The organism is Pseudoalteromonas sp. SR41-1, from assembly GCF_014164015.1.
In the GTDB taxonomy this organism is placed as follows: domain Bacteria; phylum Pseudomonadota; class Gammaproteobacteria; order Enterobacterales; family Alteromonadaceae; genus Pseudoalteromonas; species Pseudoalteromonas distincta.
In genome coordinates, this window is record NZ_JACJEK010000003.1 from 227,072 (window position 1) to 250,023 (window position 22,952).

Consider the following 22,952-nt stretch of genomic DNA (forward strand, 5'->3'; position numbering starts at 1 on the left):
CTCTGTAAAATTGAAGCTTAAATCAGACACCTATATAACTTTAAGCTAAAAACCTTTGGTTTGAGCCACATACTCAAACTAAAGGCTCTTCAATTGGCACAGCCTAATAGGTTAAAACTTAAAATACATGCACATCAGCTGTATTTATCTAAATGCTGACCAATAACAGCCATGACTTTTTCTTTTAACTCTGCTGCCTGAAAACTTCCTTTTACAAGGTAACCTTTTACAAAGTCGTGTGACATTATAATCTTTTTTTCTTCTTCTCTTTCAGATGAGCTAAACATCATAACTACACACGAGCTTATCTCTATCATTTTTCTGAGTTTAGAGAACTTCTCTAAAAATTGAATGCCATTAACTTTTGGCATATTAATGTCTAAAAATATAAGAATTGGAGGAAATCCATCAGGGTACTTTATTCTATTAGATTCATAATTTTCTAAAAATTCTAATGCTTCTTGACCATCTTTTTTTTCAAAAATTGTAAGGTCTAACTTGGCTTCTTTTATTAGCCTTTTAAGAATATACCGGTCAACTTCGTTGTCATCGACAATTAATATAGGGGGTTTAATTTTTGTCATATTAGCTTATCCAATGGTATTACTATTTTAAATGTTGTGCCTTTATCAGAGCTTTGCAGTGATATTTCACCGTTTAAGTACTCAATATGTTTTTTAACCAACGCCATCCCTAAACCAGAGCCCGTACTCGTCTGTGCATGAAATCGCTTAAACATATCAAACACTTCACCTTGATGCTTTTGTGGTATTCCCATTCCGTTATCTGTAACAGTAATAAAAAACGTCTCTTGTTCATTAAAAATATTACAGCGGACATAAGGGGAGTCTTTATTTCTGTCGTAATACTTCAACCCGTTTGAAATTAAGTTTTCAATAATTTGAGCAAAACGCGCTTTTTCTGACTTTATAGGTACTGATAGATTAATTGTTGTCTCGAGCTTACAAGGGTTGTCTTTCATAAGCCAAGTGAGTCGCTCTTTCATATCAATAATCAACTGATTAAAATCAATTACATATCTATCTTCACTACCAATTTCAGCTTTAGCTAATAGTAAAATATCAACAACAAGTATCTCTAACTTTTCCATTTGTTGATAGATAACCAATGCATTTCGACTTGCCTCTTCAGTATCTCCTGCTTTTATATCTTCAATAACAAAATGCGCTAGGGATTTAGCCCCTGACAACGGTGATTTCAGGTCATGAGAAGCTCGATAAGCAAACTGTGCAAGTTCGTCATTTGCTTGCTGCAGGGAGGCTGTTTGGCTATTTATAATCTCTTTGAGTTCAATACTGTTTTCAATATTTAAAAGATCATTTTTAATCCGCTGCCTGGCCGCGATAACGAGTGCTTTTAATTCACCCGACGTTTTTATATCAAGCTCATCATCTAGGTTAATATTGCTTTCGGGTTTACTTGATAAGAGCAGGGTAAGATTTCGAATAGAGCTGGATATAGTACGAGAAAGGTAACTTATAAAAATAATATTAAAAAAAGATATGACGATAACAAGTGGAATTAACGTCATTAGTATAAACGATACTGTTTTTCTGATTGGTTCTTCAAACATCTCAGAGTGTTTGTTAAAGCTGACAAGTGCAACATTAAGGTTTAGTAAAAAATCAGCTCTACTGAGTTCACCTTTTTCATACTGAGTAACTGACAGTAGTGTTTTATCCGCAATTTCTATATCTTTTTCACAAATTGTTAAAGTTTGCTCTGTGTTAATAAATTTCATAACAGCATAATTTAATGGATTTATTTCTTCAATACAGTCAATTGGTTGCTGCCTAATTAACAATATATCTGACTCAATGGTATTTATATCTATGGGGAGATCATTTTCTATTTTTTTAACTGACTTAGTAAGTTGATGAGTATATTTTAAGTGAAGAAAATTAAGTTGGTGAAACTTGGCCCCTTTAGCTATTTCAAAAGCTGAGTAAACAGTAATACTTACCTCTGCAGCTGTTAAAATCACAATAAGCATCAGTTTTCTGGAGATATTCATATACGACACCTATTTTAGCTACTAACCCAACAGTTTATTAATAACACTATAATAATTATAGTATTTATCACATTAGGTATAGCAGGTTTTATCTTTTTTACTAGCTCCTCTATAAATAACAATTTACGCTTAACTTAGTTCATTTTTAATACAAAGCTTCTTTTTAATTTTAGTTTGCCACTCAAGAGCAAGCTCCGGCAATTCGAGTGCTGCTAATAATACACTTTCATAATCTGGATATTTTTTATCAAAAAAAGCCTGGAACAGTTTTTTTACTGATATGTCGTGCGAGGCTTTCTTCTCGATAACAACACTATCACCCGTTTTTGCAACGCCCTGCTCTAGTACCCTAAAATACACGCCAGTGCAGTAATGCTGCGTAAACAGTTTAAGGCTGTTTTTATTATTAAGGGCGATAGCTAATTTAAAACAAGGCACACGAGGCTGGCTTACTTCAAGTAATGCAGTACCAATTCGAATATGGTCACCTATGTGTATATTCGCTTCATCAAGGTCAGAAATCGTGAAGTTTTCGCCAAAGGCACCTACTGCCAAATCATCATTCTCGAGGGTTTGTTTCCAATAATCATAATGATTGTGCGAAAACGCGTAAACCGCTTTATCAACCCCGCCGTGATTAACTAAATCAGCTTGCTCATCCCCTATAATATTTAGCTTTTCAATAACAACAGGTTCGTTAGTTGGCGTTTTGAATATTCCCGTTTTCACCTCTTTACCATTATGAATAAGAGTTTTAATTTTAGAGATATTAGTCGAGATGATTTTCATTGCGATACCAACGGATGAGGAAGTAAAGATTAATTATGCAGGTTTTAAAATTATTATAAATAAATTTAAGCAAAAAAATGACCGCTTAAGACTAAGCAGTCATTTAACAATATACAGTTTTTATTATTCTGCTTGTTTTAAAAAATACGTTTCGGCCAGTCCGTTATGTATTCCAGCTAAGTCTATTTGTATTTCATCGATAAAGTCATGCAACAGACCATTTTTAAGTACTCGTACGTCTTTATTTTCTAACTCAACAATTGCATCATCAATTGATTTAATAATTTCTGTTGAGTTTGGCAAAGGTAAAACCAATGCTTTTAATTCATTCATACAAAATAAAATAGATCGTGGGAATACTTTGCTGTGCATCACAAATTCTATTACATCAGCACGCTGTACTCTAACGCCCATTTCTTGGCGATACATTTGATAAGCACTTAACGAACGCAATAAACTGATCCACTGAATATTATCAAACGGCTTCACTTCTTCTTCATTAGTAATTAACGTAGCAGAGCGAATATCTAAAATTCGCGATGTCATATCTGCGCGCTCTATAATCGAACCAAAGCGGATAAAAACATAGCCCTGATCATGATTAATTGTGGCATCTAACGCCCCAAATATTTGATGGGCTGAATCTATAATCTTTTTTAAATAATCAAAACGTCCGCGCTTTGTTATCCCTTCTTTTTGATTATCTTTTACATAATAATAAAGAGAGTTAATTTCTTCCCATACATCTCGCGGTATTACATCGCGAATTGTACGCGCGCTTTCTCGTGCCGAAGTAATAGAGTTTAAAATTGACGAGCTGTTATCACTACCAACAAGTAAATACCTTAATGCTTTTTGTTCAGTAAAATCAGTATGGTTTTCTGAATACGCTTTACGCACACCAATAATATCAATTAATGGCTCCCAGCCGGTACATACGCCTTTGGGTAAGTCCATCATCAGTAAATTGTTAACGTTGATTAAACGAGCCACATTTTCCGCGCGCTCAATGTATCGAGATACCCAATATAAAGTTTCGCCTACTCTTGATAACATATTATTTAGCCTCTTCGTCAACAATCCAAGTATCTTTACTGCCACCACCTTGTGATGAATTAACCACCAAAGAGCCTTTAACCATAGCAACACGCGTTAATCCACCAGTGGTAACTTGCGTATCTTTACCTGATGATAAAATAAACGGTCTTAAATCGGTATGTCGACCATCTGGTTTATTACCATTAAATGTTGGTACTGTTGATAAATCTAATGTTGGTTGAGCTACCCAATTTCGTGGGTCCGCTTTAATTTGAGCAATACACGCTTCTTGTTCTTTTTTAGTCGATTTAGGACCAATTAATAATCCATATCCGCCAGATTCATTTGCAGGTTTAACAACAAGCTTATCGATATTTTTAATCACATGGTCGCATTCTTTCGGATCTAAACATTTGAACGTTGGGACATTAGCAAGTTTAGCTTCCTCGCCTAAGTAGTACTTAATCATCTCAGGTACATAGGCGTAAACTACTTTGTCATCAGCAACACCTGCGCCTGGTGCATTAACTAAAGCCACATTACCTTTAGACCAAGCACGCATTAATCCAGGAACGCCAAGTTGGGATTCTGGTAAAAAGGCTTCTGGGTCTAAAAATAAATCATCTATACGACGATAAATAACATCAACTCGTTGTAGCCCTGTGATTGTTCTCATGTATACACAGTCATCTTTTTCAACAACTAAATCGCGCCCTTCTACCAGTTCGCAACCCATTTCTTGGGCAAGGTAACAATGCTCAAAATAAGCGGAGTTAAATACCCCAGGAGTAAGTACCACGACTTCTGGTTTATCTTGTGGACGAGGCGACATTGCCGCTAGCATATCAAATAATTGTGAAGGGTAATCATCAACAGGTAAAATCGATACTTGCTCAAATAATTCAGGGAATACACGCTTCATTACAGAGCGATTTTCAAGCATATAAGATACACCAGAAGGAACACGCAGGTTATCCTCAAGCACATACATTGTACCGCTACCATCGCGTACTAAATCTGAGCCACAAATATGCGCCCATATCTTATTTGGCGGGTTTATTCCCACGCATTGCTTGCGAAAGTTAACTGATTTTTCTAGTAACCCTTTTGGAAAAACACCATCTTTTATTATTTTTTGGTCGTGGTATAAATCATCTATAAAAAGGTTTAGCGCTTCAACACGTTGCTTTAAACCAACCTCTACGCTTTGCCATTCTTTTTTACCAATAGTTCGAGGAATAATATCAAACGGCCAGGCTCTATCAATCATATTACCTTCGTTATAAACCGTGAAAGTAATACCCATTTCTTTAATTGCTAAATCAGCAACCGCTCTGGCTTTTACTAATTCTTCTGCTGATAAATTAGCAAAAAATTGTGCTAATTGTGTTCCATGCGATCTAACGTTTCCTTGTGCATCAATTAATTCATCAAAGAAACCTTTTGTTTGGTACGCTTTCCAATCAATTTTCATACACTCTTTCACCTTATCCATCATCATATATGACGTAGTTAAACTGCTATTCCATTCGAATCATATCAACCGCTACATCAAGCAATTGACTACCGCCACCAAATACCACTCCTTTTAAAGGAGTTACGTCAGAAAAGTCTCGCCCTACGGCTAGAGTAATATGCTGATCGCGTGGTAAAACATTATTTGTTGGATCAAAATCAACCCAGCCAAAGTTTGGCACAAATACCGCAAACCATGCATGAGTTGCATCTGCACCTTCTAGCTTTTCTTCGCCTTCTGGCGGCATGGTTTCTATGTACCCACTTACGTATCGACCTGCTAACCCTACGCTACGTAAGCATGCAAGCGCAAAGTGTGCAAAGTCTTGGCAAACGCCCCTTTTTTGTGCAAAAACAGTGCTCAAAGGCGTACTAATTGTTGTAAAACCAGGATCATAATGAAATTCATGAAAAATCCGTGCCATTAAATCTTTGCATGCAGAAATTATATTTTTGTGTGCATCAAACGAAATTAATGCGTATTCCTTAATTCCTTTATCTATTGGAATAAGTTGTGAAGGTAGTACAAATTCAGACGTTTTTAATAATTCTGCCGTATTTGGTTTAACCAATAAATCACGTACTTTTCGCCAAGTAATATCAACACTCTCTAAATTGCTATTAGCGCCGACTAACAGTTCTACCTCGCTGATCATCGTTACTTTAAGTTTTTTATGCTGTATTGCTATTTCAAACGCTGTTACCTGATTATTAAAATAATCAGTAAATGTTTGTAAGTAAGTCGGAGTAGGTTCAATTTCTATACGACTACTGTGGCATATTTGCCCGCGATTCGTTTTTGGCGTTAATCGCGCTTGGTTTTGACACAAACTAACAAAGTCTGAATAGTTGTATGTAGTCGAGTGCTTTATTTTATATTTCACGATTGAGCTTGCTCAATATTAGTCCAGTTCAATTTATTTGCCGTTTGGGTATGAGAAAAATACTGTAGTAATAATACATCACAAAATGTATCTAAGTTCATACGCGTATTATGGTTAAATTCGATTAACTGGTTACGTTGTCTATTTTCACTTTTTTGTAGGTAATCTTTCTCAGTTACATAACAACTTGTTTTAGATAGTAAAATTGCTTTTTCGTGTGCCGCAATTACACCTTGTCTGCGTTTTGTGGGTAAATGCTTACACAACTTATTAATTTCCTCTAACTGAAATAATAAAGAACGTGGGTATTCAGCATCTAAAAGTAATAGCTCAAGTCCTGTACCAATGGTTTGATACATTCTGTATCGGCGCTTATGCGTAACTAAACTAACTTGGCAACTTAGTACTGCTTCAAGTAAGCCAAGCTCTTCGGGCTCGTCTAACTCTTTGGTTAATAAAGCCGCACTTAATGATGTTATTTGTAAGCTACGCTCTACTCTTCTGCCCATTTCGAGTAAAAACCAGCCATTACTATTTGGCATACAATCTGTAATCGAGCCATTAAAAGCCATAATTGAGCCTATAACTCTATCTAGGCTGCTTTGTATTGCACGCGTTGGAATATTAATATTTACATTTTTAAATACTTTAATTTGCTCATTAATATCATCAATTATTCGGCGGCTATCATGAGATAGTAATTCTTGAATTTGCACCGACGCATTAGCAATGTACTTTAATGTATTAATAATACTGCCAGCGCATTGCTCGTCTGCAAGGAGTTGAAAAGCAGTTTCTTTAGACAGATTTACATCAATGCCATCTAGTTTTAAATCAGGTTCTATATAGGGATAAACAATATATTGCGACCTAATGGCATTAGAAAGCCGTGCAACTATACTTTTTCGTATTGAATCTGGGTAAACAGAAAATTCGGTGTACTTGTCTATAAAAATACGCAATATACGTATGGTATTTTCGCAGCGTTCTAAGTATCGGCCCAACCAAAAAAGGTGCTCAGCCGTACGGCTCGAAATAACCCCTTCGAGTAGCGTTACATCCATTCTTTTTCTAATTGGCACAGGTGGATTATGCTCGCCTAAATCAACTCTATCGGCTGTATTTATCCATGTATCTTTGATCCAACCAGATATTCTCGGGTTGTTACTTTTTTCGTTCGAAAAACACAGTGCTGAAGGAAGTACTTCTACGCCATTTTCAGTGGTTAATGCATAGCATCTAAACACCACTGGCTTGGAGATTAATTGCCCGTCATGCCAAAATGGTGCACTGCTAAAAGAAGGTTTTTCATGGAAAAAGTAATTATCGGGTTCTTTGCTAATAAGTAGCTTTATTTCTTGCTCGTCTAACACTCCATCTAACTTGAGTGTAGGGTCTATAGCAGATAGTAGTTCGAGGTTATTCCAATCAACGGCTTGCGCTTCTTTTACACTTAAATAATTGGGCTCACCTAACAACAGGGGTTGTTTTAAAATTTGCTGCGATAACTTTTCTAAGTTGCACTTTATTGAAGGTGACGAGAGCACACCGCTACCAAACGGGTTTAAAACCTTAACCGACCCTTGTCGAACCGATTGTAATAAGCCCGGAATACCATGAAGTGAATATTCAGTTTGCTCTAAAGAGTCAATACAACGATCAGAAACCCAGCGTAAAATGACATTAATTTTACCCAAGCCTTGTAACGATTTTAAACAAACGTCACCACCACGTACGGTTAAGTCGGCGCTTTGTACTAATGTGTAGCCAAAGTAGGTAGATAGGAATGCATGCTCGTTGTAGTTAGGGTCATCAATTCCTTGGGTGAGAATTACAATGCGTGGGTCATCCATATAGTGGGTATATTCATTAATACCCTCTTGGAATAGGTTTAAAAACTCTTTAATTTGCTGAACATTACATTCTGCAAATTCTTCAGCCATTACACGCCTTGCAATAATACGGCTTTTAATTAATAGCCCTAAGCCCAGCGGGCACTGGCAATGATCGCTTAATACTTTAAATTCGCCTGTTGGCGTGCGGTAAACATCTAATGCTGTAAAAAAAAGTGTTAATTCGTTACTAGGTAAACTAAAACCTTCGCGTAAGTAATTAGGGTCTTGAAAAAGCTGCTTTGCAGGAATATGGCCATCAACTAATAGAGTTTGGTCACCGTAAATATCTTGCTGAATTTTATTTAATAGAAGGGTTCTTTGTTTTATTCCCTCTTCGAGCAACGCCCAATCAGCTTTTGATAACATAAATGGCAATGGGTCGAAGTGCCACTGCTTATTACTTTCATTTTTAATATTGCCATTTTGTAGTAATTGGCTAATTTCTGTAGCGCGGCTACTAACATCATCTGCTGTTAGGCTAGCTAAACGCTTAAATAAAGTATCCCAATGTTCTGGGTTTAAACCACTGTGGTTTGCTAGTTCATCATGTCCATGTGATTTATCAAGGTATAAAGACAACCACTCAGGCAATTCCGGCATCGCGTTATTGTTAATATACAAGCTGAAATTGCTCCAATTTATAGTAAATAGCCGTGTTCATAATGATGCTTTAAAAATATTTAGTCATTCCACTTTAAATAATTTCAAAGTGGAATGACACAACTATCAATTATTATTTAAAGTTAGGCTGCCTGCGTAAATCCAAGGTATTTGGATAATCAGGATTACTACTTTCTTCATCAGGTACCACGTATTCACTTGCGCTTTGCGCCGATTGAAAACTATGCGTAACCGCCGATGGGCTCCAGCTTGGTTCTGCTGATGCAAGTAAAGATGGTGTATGCCCATGCTCCCAAAATCTTGCGACTCTGCGCCCTTCTGCTTCAAATGCATTAACCGGTAGCGTTTCAGGATTACGCCCACCAGCATGGCTCACATGATATACAAAGCCTCCAACTGAACGTCCTTCCCACGTATCGATTAAATCAAAAACTAATGGTGCATGTACGCCAATAGTTGGGTGAAGCGCTGTAGGTGGTTGCCAAGCTCGGTATCGTATACCCGCGACCATTTCATCTTTTGCTTTACCTTTAACCGGTTTAAGCGGCACTCTTCGACCATTACACGTTACAACATAGCGGTCGCTCATTGTTCCTTGTACTTTTATCTGTACTCTTTCTAATGACGAATCTACATAGCGCGCCGTACCCGACGCACTCGCCTCTTCGCCCAGTACATGCCATGGCTCGATTGCGGTTCTAAGCTCAAGTGTAACGTTATCAAGTTCTCGCGTACCACACACCGGAAATCTAAATTCAAAAAATGGATTTAACCAACTTAACTGAAATTGAAAACCTGCCTGTTGTAAATCGCGGCTTACTTCAGCTAAATCGTTTTCTACATATTGTGGTAATAAAAACTTATCGTGTAACTCAGTACCCCAACGTATTAATGGCTTGTGGTAAGGTTTTTTCCAAAACCAAGCAAGTAAAGTACGTAACAGTAGCATTTGCACTAAACTCATTTGTGAATGTGGAGGCATTTCAAAGCCTCTAAATTCTACAATCCCTAAACGACCTGTGGCTGAGTCGGGTGAATAGAGCTTATCAATACAAAATTCTGCTCTGTGTGTATTACCCGTTAAATCCACCAATAAATTACGCAGTAACCTATCAACTAACCAAGGCTCAGGCACCTCACCTTCGGGCATATGTGAGAAAGCAATTTCTAGCTCGTATAAAACTTCATCACGGGCTTCATCCACTCGCGGTGCTTGGCTTGTAGGACCAATAAAAAGCCCCGAAAACAAATACGACAAACCAGGATGATGCTGCCAATAGGTAATAAAGCTTCTTAAAATATCGGGTCTGCGTAAAAATGGGCTTTGCTCAGGTGTTTCGCCACCAAGCGTTACGTGGTTACCACCACCAGTACCAGTATGGCGACCATCTGCCATAAACTTATCGGTACCTAATCGGCATTCTTTTGCTAAACCGTATAACGTTGTGGTTCGACTGACTAATTGATCCCACGATGTTGAAGGATGAATATTTACTTCAATAACACCTGGATCTGGCGTTACAGCGTATTTTTCTACGCGGCTATCTTTAGGTGGGCTATAGCCTTCAATAACAAGCGGCATTTTAAGTTCTTTAGCCACACTCTCTATACTACTTATTAAACCCATGTAATGTTCAAAATGACTTGTTGGTGGCATAAATATATATAAACGCCCCTCTCTCACTTCCATTACAAGCGCAGTTTTAACCATTTCTTTACCAATAAAGCCCTTTTTAAGCTTTTTAGCTTTGGTAAAATTTTCTGGAATATCAAACGGGTCGCGGTCAATAATATTGCCGCTCCACTCAAGGCTGTCTAAAGGTAGACGATAACCAAGTGGTGATTCACCCGGTAATAAAAAACAATGACCCCGTTTAAACTCCCACGTACACGACTGCCAACAGTTTTTACTATCGTTCCATTTTAAAGGTAGAACATAGCCAACAGGCTTTTCTATTCCTTTATCCATTTTAGCTAAAAAGCCTTTTCGGCTCATTGCATGGAGAAGTTCTGGTTGATCTGGCTTTATTTCGGTAGGTAATGAGGCTTCTTGCCACATGTGATATAAAATATCTTCATAAGCCGTAGTAAGTGCCTTGGTTTCAAGACCAAGTGAGTCACACAGTTTATCAGCAAACTTTTTAGTATCAGTATGATCAAATTTATAATCTTTATTAGGATCGGCTAATAGTGCAGCATCTTGCCATAAAGGCTCACCATCTTTGCGCCAATAACATGCGTATTGCCAACGTGGTAATGGCTCACCCGGATACCATTTACCTTGTCCGTAATGAGTAAAGCCACCTTTTGTGTATACTTTATTCATTTCTACAAATAAATTTTGAGCTAATATTCTTTTTTCTTTACCATCGGCATCAGTATTCCACTGAGGATGTTCCATATCGTCAATAGAAATAAACGTAGGTTCGCCGCCCATGGTTAAATGTATGTTTTCTTCATTGTAAACATTGTCAACGTGCTGACCTAAACGGTTAATTGCCGCCCACTGCGCCTCAGAATACGGCTTAGTAACACGTGGGTCTTCGTGTACACGCGTTACTTTATTATAAAAGCTAAACTCAGATTTACAGTCATCTATACCGCCGGTTACCGGCGCTGCCGAGCTTGGCTCTGGCGTACACGCCAATGGAATATGACCTTCACCAGCAAATAAACCCGAGGTAGGATCAAGCCCTATCCAACCTGCACCCGGAATATACACCTCGGTCCATGCATGCAAATCGGTAAAATCTTCTTCTGGACCACTTGGACCATCTAATGATTTTTGATCTGATGTTAGCTGTACTAAGTAGCCCGATACAAATCGAGATGCCAACCCTAAATGACGAAACAGTTGTACTAACAACCAAGCAGAATCACGACACGAACCTGTTTTTTTACTTATTGTTTCGTTCGGTGTTTGTACGCCAGGTTCTAAACGAATGCCATAACCAACTAACTCATAAATAGCTTGATTAACAGCGACTAAAAAATCAACGCTTCTAAGCGGCTCTTTAGGGTTTAAAGATTTAATTAACTCTTTAAATTTTGGACTGGCTTTGCGTTTTTTTAAATAAGGAGAGAGTTCTGACTTTGAAATAGCATCGTAAACAAACGGGAAGTTTTCGGCGTAATCTTCTAAAAAGAAATCAAAAGGATTAATAACCGTTAGTTCGGCGACCAAATCAACTGTAAAACTAAATTCGGTAGTTGGCTTGTTAAACACCACCCTCGCTTGGTAATTACCAAAAGGGTCTTGTTGCCAATTTATATAATGATCTTCTGGAACTATTTTTAAAGAATAACTTTTAATTTTTGTACGGCTATGTGGCGCTGGACGTAATCGGAATATATGCGGCCCCATATTAACTGACCGGTCGTATTTATACTGAGTATGGTGCGAAATCCCAACTGTAATTGTCATCTATTAATTCCCCTTTAATAATGTATGGCCACAATATAACGCTGAAAATATTATTTGGACTAATTCACTTGTGCAATTTTCATACCAAAAGACTTGCTTAAGTAGTACTGTTCATCCACTCGCGGCTCTTGCACAAAGCAACGTTATGCATAAAGGTTTTGACCTAATTAATAGGAAAAACACACCTATTCAATAAATAGTAAACTTAGTGTAATTTAAACCATCAATTTTAGATTTTTAATGGTGCAGAAAATGCACCAAAATAGTGCTTTAAAATAACTTACAATTAAAGCTAATTAATTTAAAATATTGAAATAAAACAAATAAAGTTAATTTTTAAAAATACTTACTCCGTTATTTATAACGCTAAACGGTTATAATTAAAAGTATTTATTTAGAGTTTAAAAATCATTAAAAATAATCATTAAATAGTAAGAAATAGTTCACAATAAAGCTGCTGTTAAAGTAAGTAACGGTGCTATACTAGATCGATTTTTAACCGCTTACGTTACAGTAAAACTAACAATCTCGATGAGATAAAACAAGCAACTTTTAATACATAGATGCTTACTTTAAAGATTAGCTTTGCAATGGTGTGTTTTCATTTCAGACAAAACAGAACTCGTCCAATTTGAAAGACCAGCACATCTCACTAACCTGTTAATTTTTCATTATCATCAAAGCTAAAGGTAATGCAGCACTAGGGCGTGTTGTTCTTTGGTGGTTGAATTTGCAGCAGTGTGTTTGGTATTTAAGCAAGGCAGAGTCTATGATGTGTGGATGTTCCCCATACATAGGCGATAACGCAGCATAAATGCCAAACATGCGCTGCCCCTGGGTTCTTTCTAGGGACGATTGACCCTTTGTTGCTCGGTTTTTACTTAGCCCACTAGGTTACAAACCTCGCGCCGCGATTAAATCGCCCCTAGATTGAACAAATTTCAATCCCAAAAAACAACACGCCCTAGCGTATTTAAGATTTTTTAAATCAACCCAATCTACCTAATAGGATATTCTCTTATGCAAAAGCTAACAGATGTCGGTGAAAACTTAGTTAATGGTATAGCATCTCGTTATAACCTCAGTCACGATGCAGTAATTCACATGTTAGTTAGCGTTAATAACGGCGGTTGCTCAATGGCACAGTTTAATTGCCCAGAACTTGGTGGTTCTGGTCAATGGATGCGTGGCGGAATGACAATGGTTGGCGACATGTTTAACAACGGTTTAAAATCAACCGTTGATAACTTGTGCAACGAACTTGCTAATATATTGAGCAATAACCAAATATTTCCGGTTATTCCTGTAGGATCGCCTGGCAGCAATCAGTGGTGGCCAGGTAATCTAGGCAGCCCATTTAGCAGTGGTGCGCAAAATAATATTCGCTACGCTATATTCCCTAATCGCTTAGCCGTTGAATTAAATGGACAAGTGAGCGTATACGACACGTTAGATCATAATATTGGTGGTGTAAGCCAACAGCAAGGCAATAATACCTCTCTTACATTTAACAGTCAGTGGGGGACAATTAATGTAAATACCCTGCCATTAATTTCAGGGCAAACGCCAACGCCTCCAGAACCACAAAAAGATTTTACGCAGCAAGTAACGCAGCCGAATTTTGCATCGTCAACACCAAACCAAGTTGAAGCACCGGCTAATAATACTGTGGGGCAATACTCGGTAGACGAAACACTTCAAATTATTGAAAAGTTAGCACAACTTCGCGACTCTAATGCGTTGAGTGATGATGAATTTAATATTAAAAAGTCTGAACTTTTAAAAAGGATTTAACCACTATCCTCCAATAGCATAGCGCTAAGTAAAAGTGGTTTATACGGTCTCTTTTTTATTCGGTAACATATGAAAACATTTAAATGTAATTGCACAGATCAACTTATTTTATTTTTTGAAAGCAGCCATTGTTTGGCTTGCGGCAGAACCGTGGGTATTGATGATGAGTTCGACCAAGTTGAACCCTATGAAATTGATGAGCAATCGGGGTTATTTTACAAAGCAGAAGCGCCTGAAGTTTTTTATAAAAAATGTGATAACAACGCTCAGTATCACGTATGCAATGGTATGGTTAATTTAGACACATTTATACCTGTTGCCGATAAAGACGAAGTGCTGTGTTTTTCGTGCCGCTTTAATGAAACGGTGCCCGATTTAAGTATTGTTGAACATATTCCATTATGGAAAAAAATGGAGACAGCAAAACGTCGCGCTTTGTATACATTAAAATCATTATCACTCCCTTTAAATACAACGATTCAAGAACCTGAAAGCGGATTAAGCTTCGATTTTATAGCAGACCGTAACGTAAGCGATCACTTTGTAAGCCCTATTATAGGTCAAGACGTTGTATTTACAGGACACGATTGCGGGCATATCACTATAAACCTAGCCGAGGCAGACGACGTAGCACGCTCTCAAGCTAAAATAGCAATGGGCGAGCGTTACCGTACTTTACTTGGCCATTTTCGCCATGAACTCGGTCATTATTATTTTGATCAACTAATCGCAAATTCACCAAAAAAACATGCTTTATGTAAGCAATATTTTGGTGATGACGAATTAGATTACCAGCAAGCGCTCGATACTCATTACAAACAAGGCGCTCCTGCTAACTGGCATGAAACCTTTATTAGTGAATACGCTACCATGCACCCTTATGAAGACTGGGCAGAAACATGGGCGCATTACATGCATATTATCGATACTTTAGAAACAGCCAAAAACTTTTCAATTACAGGCTCAACAACGGGTAATGAGTTTGAATTAGATGAAGCAGACGAGCTTAGATTGCCACAAAGTGCATATTACTTTAATTCACAAACATCGATTGATGCTATTTTAGATACTTGGATGGAATTTTCGATCATTCTAAATTCACTAAATCGCAGCATGGGACTTGCCGATGCCTACCCATTTGTACTAACTCAAGCGGTGCGAACTAAGTTATCTTTCATCCATCATGCTATCCATAACAGGCTCAATTTAATGCCTGATTTGAGCATTGGAAAAGTGTAATAAAATAAGTTCAGTCCAAAAAACATTTTAATAAAGAGCCATTTATTCTTGCTATGACTTTTCATGCATCGGTAGGTGGCTTTTTTATGATGAGCAAAAAGCCGTAAAAATAGTATATCCCCTACTTTCTCGCTGAAGCTTTGTTAGTTTGTCACAGCGAGGTTATTCTTAAGTCGACTTATAATTTTTTCTTGGTAAATACTAACTGTAGAAAACTTTTGTATTGAAACAAATAAGTCAGTTAGTTTTTCGTTTGATATATCAGTGATATTAATCCCTTTATATATAATAGGTGCATTATTTTGTCTGGTTAGATTATTCGACAGTAAAATATTCAATTTTACTGTACGTGCTAACTCTTCTTGATATAGAAAAAATTCTCTTAAATGTGTGCTAACAATATTGGCTGGTTTTGATCTGTCTATCATTAAAATTTCGTCAATTAGTCGATTTAACCTGCTGCGAGACTCTATTGCTTCGTCGAGAATATCTAACCAATTAAGTTCGCTATTTGATAGTAAAGCTAGAAAATATACCGTACGTGCTTTATTGTAATTAATAAAACCAGGCCACATAACATCTTCGCTAGATACTTTAAGTGCTTTATCGAACTGCTCAGCGGCAGATCTAAGATACATACTTACTTCTTCAAGTATTGATGGCTCTATGGTATTAATATTTTTTTGAGCCAGCTCTAAACCATCAATCGACAAAATATCTACAGAGTTCATATTTAGCGACTCTCGCAGCAAATGCATGCCTTTTTTGTTGTAATACAAACCTAGGTAATTATGGTAAATGGTTTTTGTAACTGGATTACGAAGAATTGGACCTCTCACATGAAGTAAGTCTGCATGAATATTAAAATTATCATCAGCCACAAAACTTTGGTAAGACACAACAGCTTTAAATAGCTTTATCGTTTCCGTTATTTGAATTGAATTACCTTTACTCACCGAGTGCAATATTTCACAGCGCCTATCAACTTCTGACAAAATTGTATCCATACGCTTTTTATAAAGTACTTTGTTAGTTTCTGATGCATTAAAAACAGCTGGAAATAATACAATTAGGTCAATTATATACTGAAGGGTATCGGCAAAAAGAACGGCGGTTTCTGACTCTTTTTTTAGTTTATGCTCAATAGAGTCAAAAATTTCTTTCTCTAGTGTATTTTCATTTTGGGACTTAAACTGATTAATTAACTCTGGAAGTGAGGTTACGTAATTTTCATTATCTAAAATGTTACCTTCCATTTTGCTAATATTATTTACACTATCAATTGATGTATATGTTCTAACAGTAATAAATAAAGCTAATACGGCTATACAAAAGCTTACTGTTGATATGGTAAAGCTCAGTAAATCTTTACCTTCTTTTAAATCATATACCCATACAGCAAGAAAAGCTGAAAGTAGAACAAGTAATAATATTGTAAAATATAACATTTTTGATGTGCGCATATGTCTTCCAGACTTGGGTCGAGCTAACAATCTAATATTGCTGATTTATAACACGAAAAACGCAGACTTCACACGCAAACTGAGAGCTATATAACCTCTGTAGAGCACAAGTAATGAAATATCTGCATCACTTTTCCCACTTATCCAGCGCTTGTTTGTCACTTTGTTTAAACTCAACCCAATTTGATGAGTCTTTAAAGTGCTCTTTTTTCCAAAACGTGGCGTGGTTTTTTAAGTAATCCATAATAAATTGTACGCCTTCGAACGCGGCTTGGCGATGGCGGGACGTTACGCCTACAAATACAATTTGCTCGCCAAGTGCTAAGTAACCAACGCGGTGAATAATACATATTCGCGCCAGTTGCCAGCGAGTTTGTGCTTGCTCTGCAATAGATTGAAGGAGTTGCTCGGTCATACCAGGGTAGTGTTCAAGCTCAAGTGCAATAACGTTATCGCCACTGCTGAACTCTCTTACCAAACCTGTGAAGGTGACAACAGCGCCATCGCTTTTATTATTACTACAAAGCGTATTGTGCTCGTCACCTACATTAAAATCATCGGTTTGTACTTGAATATGTATGCTCATTAGCCACCTGTAACCGGCGGGAAAAAGGCAAGCTCATCCCCTGCTTTCACTATTTCGTCGCTTGATGACATAGTTTGGTTAAGCGCTGCAAGTAGCTCACGCTCTTCCAGCCACGGTTGCCAGTGCGGGTATTGACTCACTAATTTTAATTTAAGCTCTGAAATAGTAAGCGGCTGCGTAATCTCAAGACTTAATTTACTGCACTTTAACCGCTCTTTTAGTTGCCCAAAAAACAATAACTCTACTTTCCCGGCGCTAGATATTGCATCGTTTGGATTAATCGCGTTGCCAACTACCATTTTTGCCCCCTGCTTTTTGAGTAACGCGCATGCCGCTAATTTCCATTAGTGGGTCGGCTGCTTTACACATATCAAACAAAGTAAGGCTAGCCACAGATACCGCTGTTAACGCTTCCATTTCAACCCCCGTTTTACCTGCAAGTTTGCAGTAGCTGGTTATTTTAATTTGGCTGTTTGCTTCATCAAGTTCAAAATCAACAGCGACTTTACTAAGTGCAAGCGGATGACAAAGCGGAATTAAATCAGCGCATTTTTTAGCGCCTTGAATACCTGCAATGCGTGCCACGCCTAACACATCACCCTTTTTGTTTTGATTAAGCATTACTTGTTCAAAGGCAAGCTTGCTCATGCTAATAAATGCTTCAGCTGAGGCATCGCGCAAGGTTACGTCTTTGAGCGATACATCAACCATATTCGCTTGGCCGTTTTCGTCAACGTGACTCAACATACTATTGCTCACGCGATTCACACTTTTTACCAATGGTAATGTGCGGTACAAAGTTACACGGTTTATGCATTGAGTTAAGTTGATCTTTTATTATGCCTGTCCACGCAGTTTTACATGCGCCTGTAGAGCCTGGCATACAAAAAATAACGGTGTTATTAGCAAGTCCTGCCAATGCACGAGATTGAATAGTAGAGTTACCAATTTCGCCGTACGATATGTGCCTAAATAGCTCACCAAAACCGTCTACGCTTTTATCAAACAGCGGCGCAAATGCCTCTGGTGTTGAATCGCGCTCAGTAAAACCTGTACCGCCAGTCACTAAAATAGCATGAATGGTGTCATCGGCTATCCACTGCGATGCCACTGCACGCATTTGGTAAACGTCATCTTTAACTATGTCTTTATCAGCTAAGTGATGACCAGCTTCAGTTAGCGCTTTAATTAAGTAATGACCAGAAGTATCGGTAATCGCATCGCGTGTATCGCTTACCGTCATTACGGCAATGTTTAATGCTATTTGTGACTCAGTTGTGTGACTCATAATGTTCTTCTTAATTGATTAATGCTTTGGTCAAAATGCTCATTTACAGCTTTAAATTGCGCCGGTGTATTGGTGTTTATTAATGCGTGCGCTTTATTACATAAAAGCGTTTGCACACCAATGCTTTGGGTAAACTGTTTTATTGATTTATGACTGTTAGCGTTTGTGAGTATGTGTTTTAAATGATTTTTTACACTGCTTGTATTACGAATATACAGCGGTAGTGGTTCATTTTCAAAGTGCCAAGCATGTATTTGTGACTGATTTAATTGATTGCTCACACTTTGTACGTTATTTGACTGAGAAGCCAGCACAATTATGCTTAACAAACTACTCGTAAGTAGAGGCATATCTACCGCAGTAATAAGTAAGTCGTGCTCAGTGGCTATTAATGTGGAATAAATTCCGCCAAGGGGTCCACTATTTGGGTATATATCTTTAACGTACTTTTCTGAGGGATAATCGCTCGGTGAATAATGGTTCAATGACTTGACTGGATTTGTAACGTTGCGACTTATAAGTATGTTTTTAGCGCCTACGGCTTTTAATAAATCACACGCATTGTGTAATAGCGTTTTATTTTTTAAAACTAAATCGGCTTTGTCTGTGCCCATTCTTGATGACTTACCACCAGCAAGCACAACGCCTGTAAAATCTCGCTTAACTTTCATATTAGATTTTATATTAGCTTCCATATTAGCCGCCTAACATGGCTAAGTGAGTTGTCGCACCTGTTAAGCGTTTATCCAGCTCATGGCTTATTTCTTTATTGCCCATAGCGGCTCGAATTGCCTTTACGGTCGCTGCAGTATCGTCCTCGTTTAGTAGTTCGCGTAAATCTATACCTTGATCTGCAAATAAACATAAGTGTAATTTACCCAGAGCCGACACCCTCAAGCGATTACAACTTTTACAAAAGTCTTTACTGTAAGGCATTATTAAACCAATACGACCATCGTAATCAGGATGACAAAATTCCTCAGCGGGTCCGTTTAATTTCCCCCTAACGACTTGTAACCAACCTTGGTCGAGTAATTGGGCTTTAACCGTTTGCCCACTTAAGTGGTTTTCTTCAAAAAATGTTGCGCCGTCACCGGTTTCCATTAATTCTATAAAGCGCACTGTAACTTTGTGGTGTTTTACCCACGCTAAAAAATCCTTCAATTGGTTTTTATTAAACTGCTTGGCAAGCACTGCATTTATTTTTATATCTTTTATGCCCAGATCTACCGCGCGTTCAATCCCTTTTAAAATAAGGTTAAGTTTGTCGTGCCCTGTTATGAGTTTAAACATACTCGGATTTAAGCTATCAATACTGACATTAAGCGCATCAAGCCCTGCCTCAGCAAATTCATCAATTTTCTTTAATAAATTAAACCCGTTGGTAGTAATGGCTACTTTTTCTATGCCAGGTGTATTTTTACAGAGTTTTATAATATCGATTACGTCGTTTCGCAAGCACGGTTCGCCACCTGTAATGCGTACTTTTTTAGTACCTAGCTCTGCAAACGCATTTACTAGCGTGCTAATTTCGTTTTTATTTAAAAAATTACGCGGCGTATCGCACTGATACCCGTTTGGTAAACAATAACTACAACTAAAATTACATACATCAGTTATTGAGAGGCGCAAATAGTTAAACTGCCGACCAAATTGATCATTAAGCATATGCTTCCTTGTTTGTTTACATTTCAACCGCAACATCAATGCTGCTAGAACCGGCTTTGTAATGTTGTTTTATTAATTGGCTTAATTGCGTTTTACACGAACCGCAGTTCGTCCCACATTTAAGTTCAGACCCCAATTGCTCGACTGTGTTTGCACCGTTTTTAATGCCGTTTATAATTGGCTGCTCTCTTACTTTAAAGCAGCTACACACTTGCACGCCTTGGGTAAATTCTTCATCGGGGGTTGCATAAAGCAAAGACTGTAACTGTGTAAAGGTCAGTAATGGCTCTGCAAATAAATGGTTTATCCACTCAAGTGATATTTCTTTTTGCTCATTAGAAATAACACCTACGAACGCTAATTGATCGTTTTGAATACACTGCACATGCATGGCTTTTGCCGTATTCATAGCCGACCACTGCCCTTGTAAACCGGTTAAGGTTTGGCAGTAATACAGTAAATCACTTTGTGGTTCATTAAGCGCCAATTGGTAATTAAAGCAATTGCTTGCATTAACTTTGAGCCAAAAATCACTGTTTATAACAAGTTCGTTTTTAACAAACAGCTGCATATATTGCACAAAGGGTGCCTTAACTATATTAACAGCGCCGTGTTTGCACTCAGCCTGACCAGATAGAGGGTCAACTACCGATTGATACAACCCACTTACTGTTGCTGATGACGCAAATTGCTTATTCCAATGAATAGGCATAAAGCATTCACCTTTTCGCACGGAATCGGTTACTTTTGCATGCGCGGTAACCTGCCCAGTTTGCGCAATCGCACTTATTAAATCGTTTTGTTTAATTGCTAATTTACTGGCATCAAGCGGATTAATTTCAATGTACGGGCGTGTAATATGCGATGAAAGCGCAGTGCTTTTACCCGTGCGGCTCATCGTATGCCATTGGTCGCGTATACGTCCTGAGTTCATTATAAACGGATAATCACTTGATGTTTTTTGCACAGGTAATTGCGGCGTTATGGGTATAAAACGAGCTTTTTTATCAGCGGTGCTAAATTGGTTATCTGTAAAAACTTGACCATTTTTATAAGGCTGATTTTTAACAACCGGCCACATAATGGGTTTTAAGTTATCGTACTGGCTTTTTGTGAGCCCAACTAAACCAGAGAGGTTTAATAATCGGCTGTCGTTATTTTCAAAGTCGGTTAATTGTGCCCATTCTTCAAAAATGCCACTTGGATCTGTGAAATCAAACCCTTCAAAGCCCATTTTTTTAGCGACTTCACACATAATTTGCCAATCGTTTTTAGCTCCCGAATAAGGCGCTACTAACGGGCGCTGCCTTGATATTCTGCGCTCTGAATTAGTCACAGTGCCGTTTTTTTCGCCCCATCCGGTTGATGGAAAAGCAACATCGGCAAATTTTAACGTATCACTTTTTGCAATACAGTCAGATACAACCACCAGCTCGCAGGTCTCTAATGCCTTTTTAATAGCGGCGTTATTAGGCAAACTCACCATTGGGTTTGTTGCCATTATCCACACTGCTTTTATTTTGCCTGCGGCTATTTCATCAAACATATCGATGGCATTGCTGCCTGCTTTTTTAGCAATAGTTGGCGCAAGCCAAAAACGTTGCACAAGTGATTGATGTGCTTCGTTTTCAATATCTAAATGCGCCGCTAACTGATTAGCCAAACCACCTACTTCGCGCCCGCCCATCGCATTGGGTTGCCCAGTAATTGAAAACGGACCACTGCCTGGCTTAAGTAATTTACCTGAGGCTAAATGCGCATTAATAATGGCGTTGCATTTATCTACACCCGAGCTTGACTGATTTATACCCATTGAATAAAAGCTAATCGCACTTGGGCTGTTAGCAAATAGCGCATAAAACTCAGTAACTTGCTCAATTGCTATATCGCAAAAGTCGCTAACTGCCTCACAGCTCCACTTTTGTGCCTCTTGCAATGCGCTTTCAAAGCCGTTTGTGTGCTGAGCAATAAATTGCGTATCGAGGTGGCTATGCTCATTTAAATAATTAAGCAAACCGTTATAAAGTGCGGCGTCACTGCCTGGTTTTATATTTAGAAATGTGTCGGCAAGCTCAGCGGTGTCAGTTTTACGCGGATCAATAACCACCACTTTCATATTTGGGTTAAGCTGTTTTGCACGCTCCATTCGCTGATACAAAACCGGATGAGTCCACGCTGCATTTGAGCCAATTAAAATAAGCAGCTCAGTTTGCTCTAAATCCTCGTAGGTACACGGCACTACGTCTTCACCAAAAGCGCGTTTGTAACCTGCCACAGCAGATGACATACACAGGCGCGAATTTGTATCGATATTGCCTGAGCCTATGTAGCCTTTCATTAATTTATTCGCGATGTAGTAATCTTCAGTAAGTAACTGCCCTGACACATAAAATGCCACCGCATCGGGTCCGTGCTTTTGTATTACGTCGTTAAATTTATTGGCAACGTGGTCGGTTGCTTCATCCCACGTGGCTGCTTGGTTATTAATAAGGGGCGACGTTAAGCGGTTATCACTGCCTGTGGTGTCTAGCAAATGCGTGCCTTTTACACATAAACGACCAAAGTTTGCGGGGTGCTCTCGCATGCCTTCAAGCTTGGTCGGCACATTATTAAAAAGTGAAATATCAACACCGCACCCTACACCACAGTAAGCACATGTTGTTTGTTTTAAACTGGTTTTATTTATAGTTGGTGACGTGTTTGCGGTTGTCAT

The 22,952-nt window shown here is 38.1% G+C and carries 18 protein-coding genes; 2 read left to right on the forward strand and 16 right to left on the reverse strand.

The window, feature by feature from the left end; translation table 11 throughout:
- Positions 1–134: 134 nt before the first annotated feature.
- The 8 genes from H5118_RS03970 to H5118_RS04005 form a co-directional block, all read right to left on the reverse strand.
- On the reverse strand, positions 135–584 hold the full coding sequence (locus tag H5118_RS03970) for a response regulator (protein WP_024596059.1): 450 nt from the start codon (positions 582–584) through the stop codon (positions 135–137).
- Complete coding sequence (locus tag H5118_RS03975; protein WP_182747875.1) at positions 581–2,035, reverse strand: ATP-binding protein; 1,455 nt, start codon at positions 2,033–2,035, stop codon at positions 581–583. Before H5118_RS03975 ends, H5118_RS03970 begins: the two co-directional genes overlap by 4 nt.
- Positions 2,036–2,164: 129 nt before the next feature.
- Positions 2,165–2,824 (reverse strand): MOSC domain-containing protein, encoded by a 660-nt coding sequence (locus H5118_RS03980; protein WP_024604871.1) that lies wholly within the window; start codon positions 2,822–2,824, stop codon positions 2,165–2,167.
- 123 nt (positions 2,825–2,947) lie between these two features.
- Complete coding sequence (locus H5118_RS03985; RefSeq protein ID WP_007585221.1) at positions 2,948–3,880, reverse strand: alpha-E domain-containing protein; 933 nt, start codon at positions 3,878–3,880, stop codon at positions 2,948–2,950.
- A gap of 1 nt (position 3,881) precedes the next feature.
- The gene (locus tag H5118_RS03990; protein ID WP_182747877.1) at positions 3,882–5,336 is read right to left on the reverse strand and encodes a circularly permuted type 2 ATP-grasp protein; all 1,455 of its coding nucleotides are present in this window, start codon (positions 5,334–5,336) and stop codon (positions 3,882–3,884) included.
- A 46-nt stretch (positions 5,337–5,382) separates the two neighbouring features.
- Entirely contained in the window at positions 5,383–6,261 is an 879-nt protein-coding gene (locus H5118_RS03995) for a transglutaminase family protein (RefSeq protein WP_182695782.1), read from the reverse strand.
- The gene (locus H5118_RS04000) at positions 6,258–8,777 is read right to left on the reverse strand and encodes a circularly permuted type 2 ATP-grasp protein (protein ID WP_182747879.1); all 2,520 of its coding nucleotides are present in this window, start codon (positions 8,775–8,777) and stop codon (positions 6,258–6,260) included. The genes H5118_RS03995 and H5118_RS04000 overlap by 4 nt, the downstream gene beginning before the upstream one ends.
- Positions 8,778–8,889: 112 nt before the next feature.
- On the reverse strand, positions 8,890–12,201 hold the full coding sequence (locus H5118_RS04005; protein ID WP_182711638.1) for a DUF2126 domain-containing protein: 3,312 nt from the start codon (positions 12,199–12,201) through the stop codon (positions 8,890–8,892).
- Positions 12,202–13,221: 1,020 nt separating this feature from the next.
- Here H5118_RS04005 and H5118_RS04010 point away from each other — a divergent pair.
- Together H5118_RS04010 and H5118_RS04015 are read left to right on the forward strand one after the other, a co-directional pair.
- Complete coding sequence (locus H5118_RS04010; RefSeq protein WP_182716372.1) at positions 13,222–13,995, forward strand: SHOCT domain-containing protein; 774 nt, start codon at positions 13,222–13,224, stop codon at positions 13,993–13,995.
- Positions 13,996–14,064: 69 nt separating this feature from the next.
- Positions 14,065–15,234, forward strand: coding sequence for a putative zinc-binding metallopeptidase (locus tag H5118_RS04015; protein WP_182720471.1), 1,170 nt, complete (start codon positions 14,065–14,067; stop codon positions 15,232–15,234).
- A 143-nt stretch (positions 15,235–15,377) separates the two neighbouring features.
- Here H5118_RS04015 and H5118_RS04020 read toward each other — a convergent pair whose 3' ends face one another.
- The 8 genes from H5118_RS04020 to H5118_RS04055 all read right to left on the reverse strand — a co-directional run bounded on the left by H5118_RS04020 (position 15,378) and on the right by H5118_RS04055 (position 22,952).
- Positions 15,378–16,697: a hypothetical protein gene (locus H5118_RS04020; RefSeq protein WP_182747881.1), complete on the reverse strand. Its 1,320-nt coding sequence runs from the start codon at positions 16,695–16,697 to the stop codon at positions 15,378–15,380.
- Positions 16,698–16,824: 127 nt separating this feature from the next.
- The gene (gene moaE, locus H5118_RS04025; RefSeq protein WP_182737609.1) at positions 16,825–17,283 is read right to left on the reverse strand and encodes a molybdopterin synthase catalytic subunit MoaE; all 459 of its coding nucleotides are present in this window, start codon (positions 17,281–17,283) and stop codon (positions 16,825–16,827) included.
- Entirely contained in the window at positions 17,283–17,582 is a 300-nt protein-coding gene (locus tag H5118_RS04030) for a MoaD/ThiS family protein (protein ID WP_182695789.1), read from the reverse strand. The genes moaE and H5118_RS04030 overlap by 1 nt, the downstream gene beginning before the upstream one ends.
- Entirely contained in the window at positions 17,560–18,030 is a 471-nt protein-coding gene (moaC, locus tag H5118_RS04035) for a cyclic pyranopterin monophosphate synthase MoaC (protein ID WP_007375236.1), read from the reverse strand. The genes H5118_RS04030 and moaC overlap by 23 nt, the downstream gene beginning before the upstream one ends.
- A 1-nt stretch (position 18,031) precedes the next feature.
- A complete protein-coding gene (gene moaB / locus H5118_RS04040; RefSeq protein ID WP_182695790.1) occupies positions 18,032–18,571 on the reverse strand; it encodes a molybdenum cofactor biosynthesis protein B in 540 nt (179 codons plus the stop codon).
- Complete coding sequence (locus H5118_RS04045; RefSeq protein ID WP_409074707.1) at positions 18,568–19,242, reverse strand: molybdenum cofactor guanylyltransferase; 675 nt, start codon at positions 19,240–19,242, stop codon at positions 18,568–18,570. Before H5118_RS04045 ends, moaB begins: the two co-directional genes overlap by 4 nt.
- Before the next feature lie 25 nt (positions 19,243–19,267).
- Positions 19,268–20,239: a GTP 3',8-cyclase MoaA gene (gene moaA / locus H5118_RS04050; protein WP_182747885.1), complete on the reverse strand. Its 972-nt coding sequence runs from the start codon at positions 20,237–20,239 to the stop codon at positions 19,268–19,270.
- A gap of 16 nt (positions 20,240–20,255) precedes the next feature.
- On the reverse strand, positions 20,256–22,952 hold the full coding sequence (locus H5118_RS04055) for a nitrate reductase (RefSeq protein ID WP_182747887.1): 2,697 nt from the start codon (positions 22,950–22,952) through the stop codon (positions 20,256–20,258).

Excerpts from the sequence above, each read along its gene's own strand:
- H5118_RS03970 (WP_024596059.1), bottom strand. The coding sequence starts at position 584 with ATGACAAAAATTAAACCCCCTATATTAATTGTCGATGACAACGAAGTT.
- H5118_RS03975 (WP_182747875.1), bottom strand. The coding sequence starts at position 2,035 with ATGAATATCTCCAGAAAACTGATGCTTATTGTGATTTTAACAGCTGCA.
- H5118_RS03980 (WP_024604871.1), bottom strand. The coding sequence starts at position 2,824 with ATGAAAATCATCTCGACTAATATCTCTAAAATTAAAACTCTTATTCAT.
- H5118_RS03985 (WP_007585221.1), bottom strand. The coding sequence starts at position 3,880 with ATGTTATCAAGAGTAGGCGAAACTTTATATTGGGTATCTCGATACATT.
- H5118_RS03990 (WP_182747877.1), bottom strand. The coding sequence starts at position 5,336 with ATGAAAATTGATTGGAAAGCGTACCAAACAAAAGGTTTCTTTGATGAA.
- H5118_RS04005 (WP_182711638.1), bottom strand. The coding sequence starts at position 12,201 with ATGACAATTACAGTTGGGATTTCGCACCATACTCAGTATAAATACGAC.
- H5118_RS04010 (WP_182716372.1), top strand. The coding sequence starts at position 13,222 with ATGCAAAAGCTAACAGATGTCGGTGAAAACTTAGTTAATGGTATAGCA.
- H5118_RS04015 (WP_182720471.1), top strand. The coding sequence starts at position 14,065 with ATGAAAACATTTAAATGTAATTGCACAGATCAACTTATTTTATTTTTT.
- H5118_RS04020 (WP_182747881.1), bottom strand. The coding sequence starts at position 16,697 with ATGCGCACATCAAAAATGTTATATTTTACAATATTATTACTTGTTCTA.
- moaE (WP_182737609.1), bottom strand. The coding sequence starts at position 17,283 with ATGAGCATACATATTCAAGTACAAACCGATGATTTTAATGTAGGTGAC.
- H5118_RS04030 (WP_182695789.1), bottom strand. The coding sequence starts at position 17,582 with ATGGTAGTTGGCAACGCGATTAATCCAAACGATGCAATATCTAGCGCC.
- moaC (WP_007375236.1), bottom strand. The coding sequence starts at position 18,030 with ATGTTGAGTCACGTTGACGAAAACGGCCAAGCGAATATGGTTGATGTA.
- moaB (WP_182695790.1), bottom strand. The coding sequence starts at position 18,571 with ATGAGTCACACAACTGAGTCACAAATAGCATTAAACATTGCCGTAATG.
- H5118_RS04045 (WP_409074707.1), bottom strand. The coding sequence starts at position 19,242 with ATGAAAGTTAAGCGAGATTTTACAGGCGTTGTGCTTGCTGGTGGTAAG.
- moaA (WP_182747885.1), bottom strand. The coding sequence starts at position 20,239 with ATGCTTAATGATCAATTTGGTCGGCAGTTTAACTATTTGCGCCTCTCA.
- H5118_RS04055 (WP_182747887.1), bottom strand. The coding sequence starts at position 22,952 with ATGACAACCGCAAACACGTCACCAACTATAAATAAAACCAGTTTAAAA.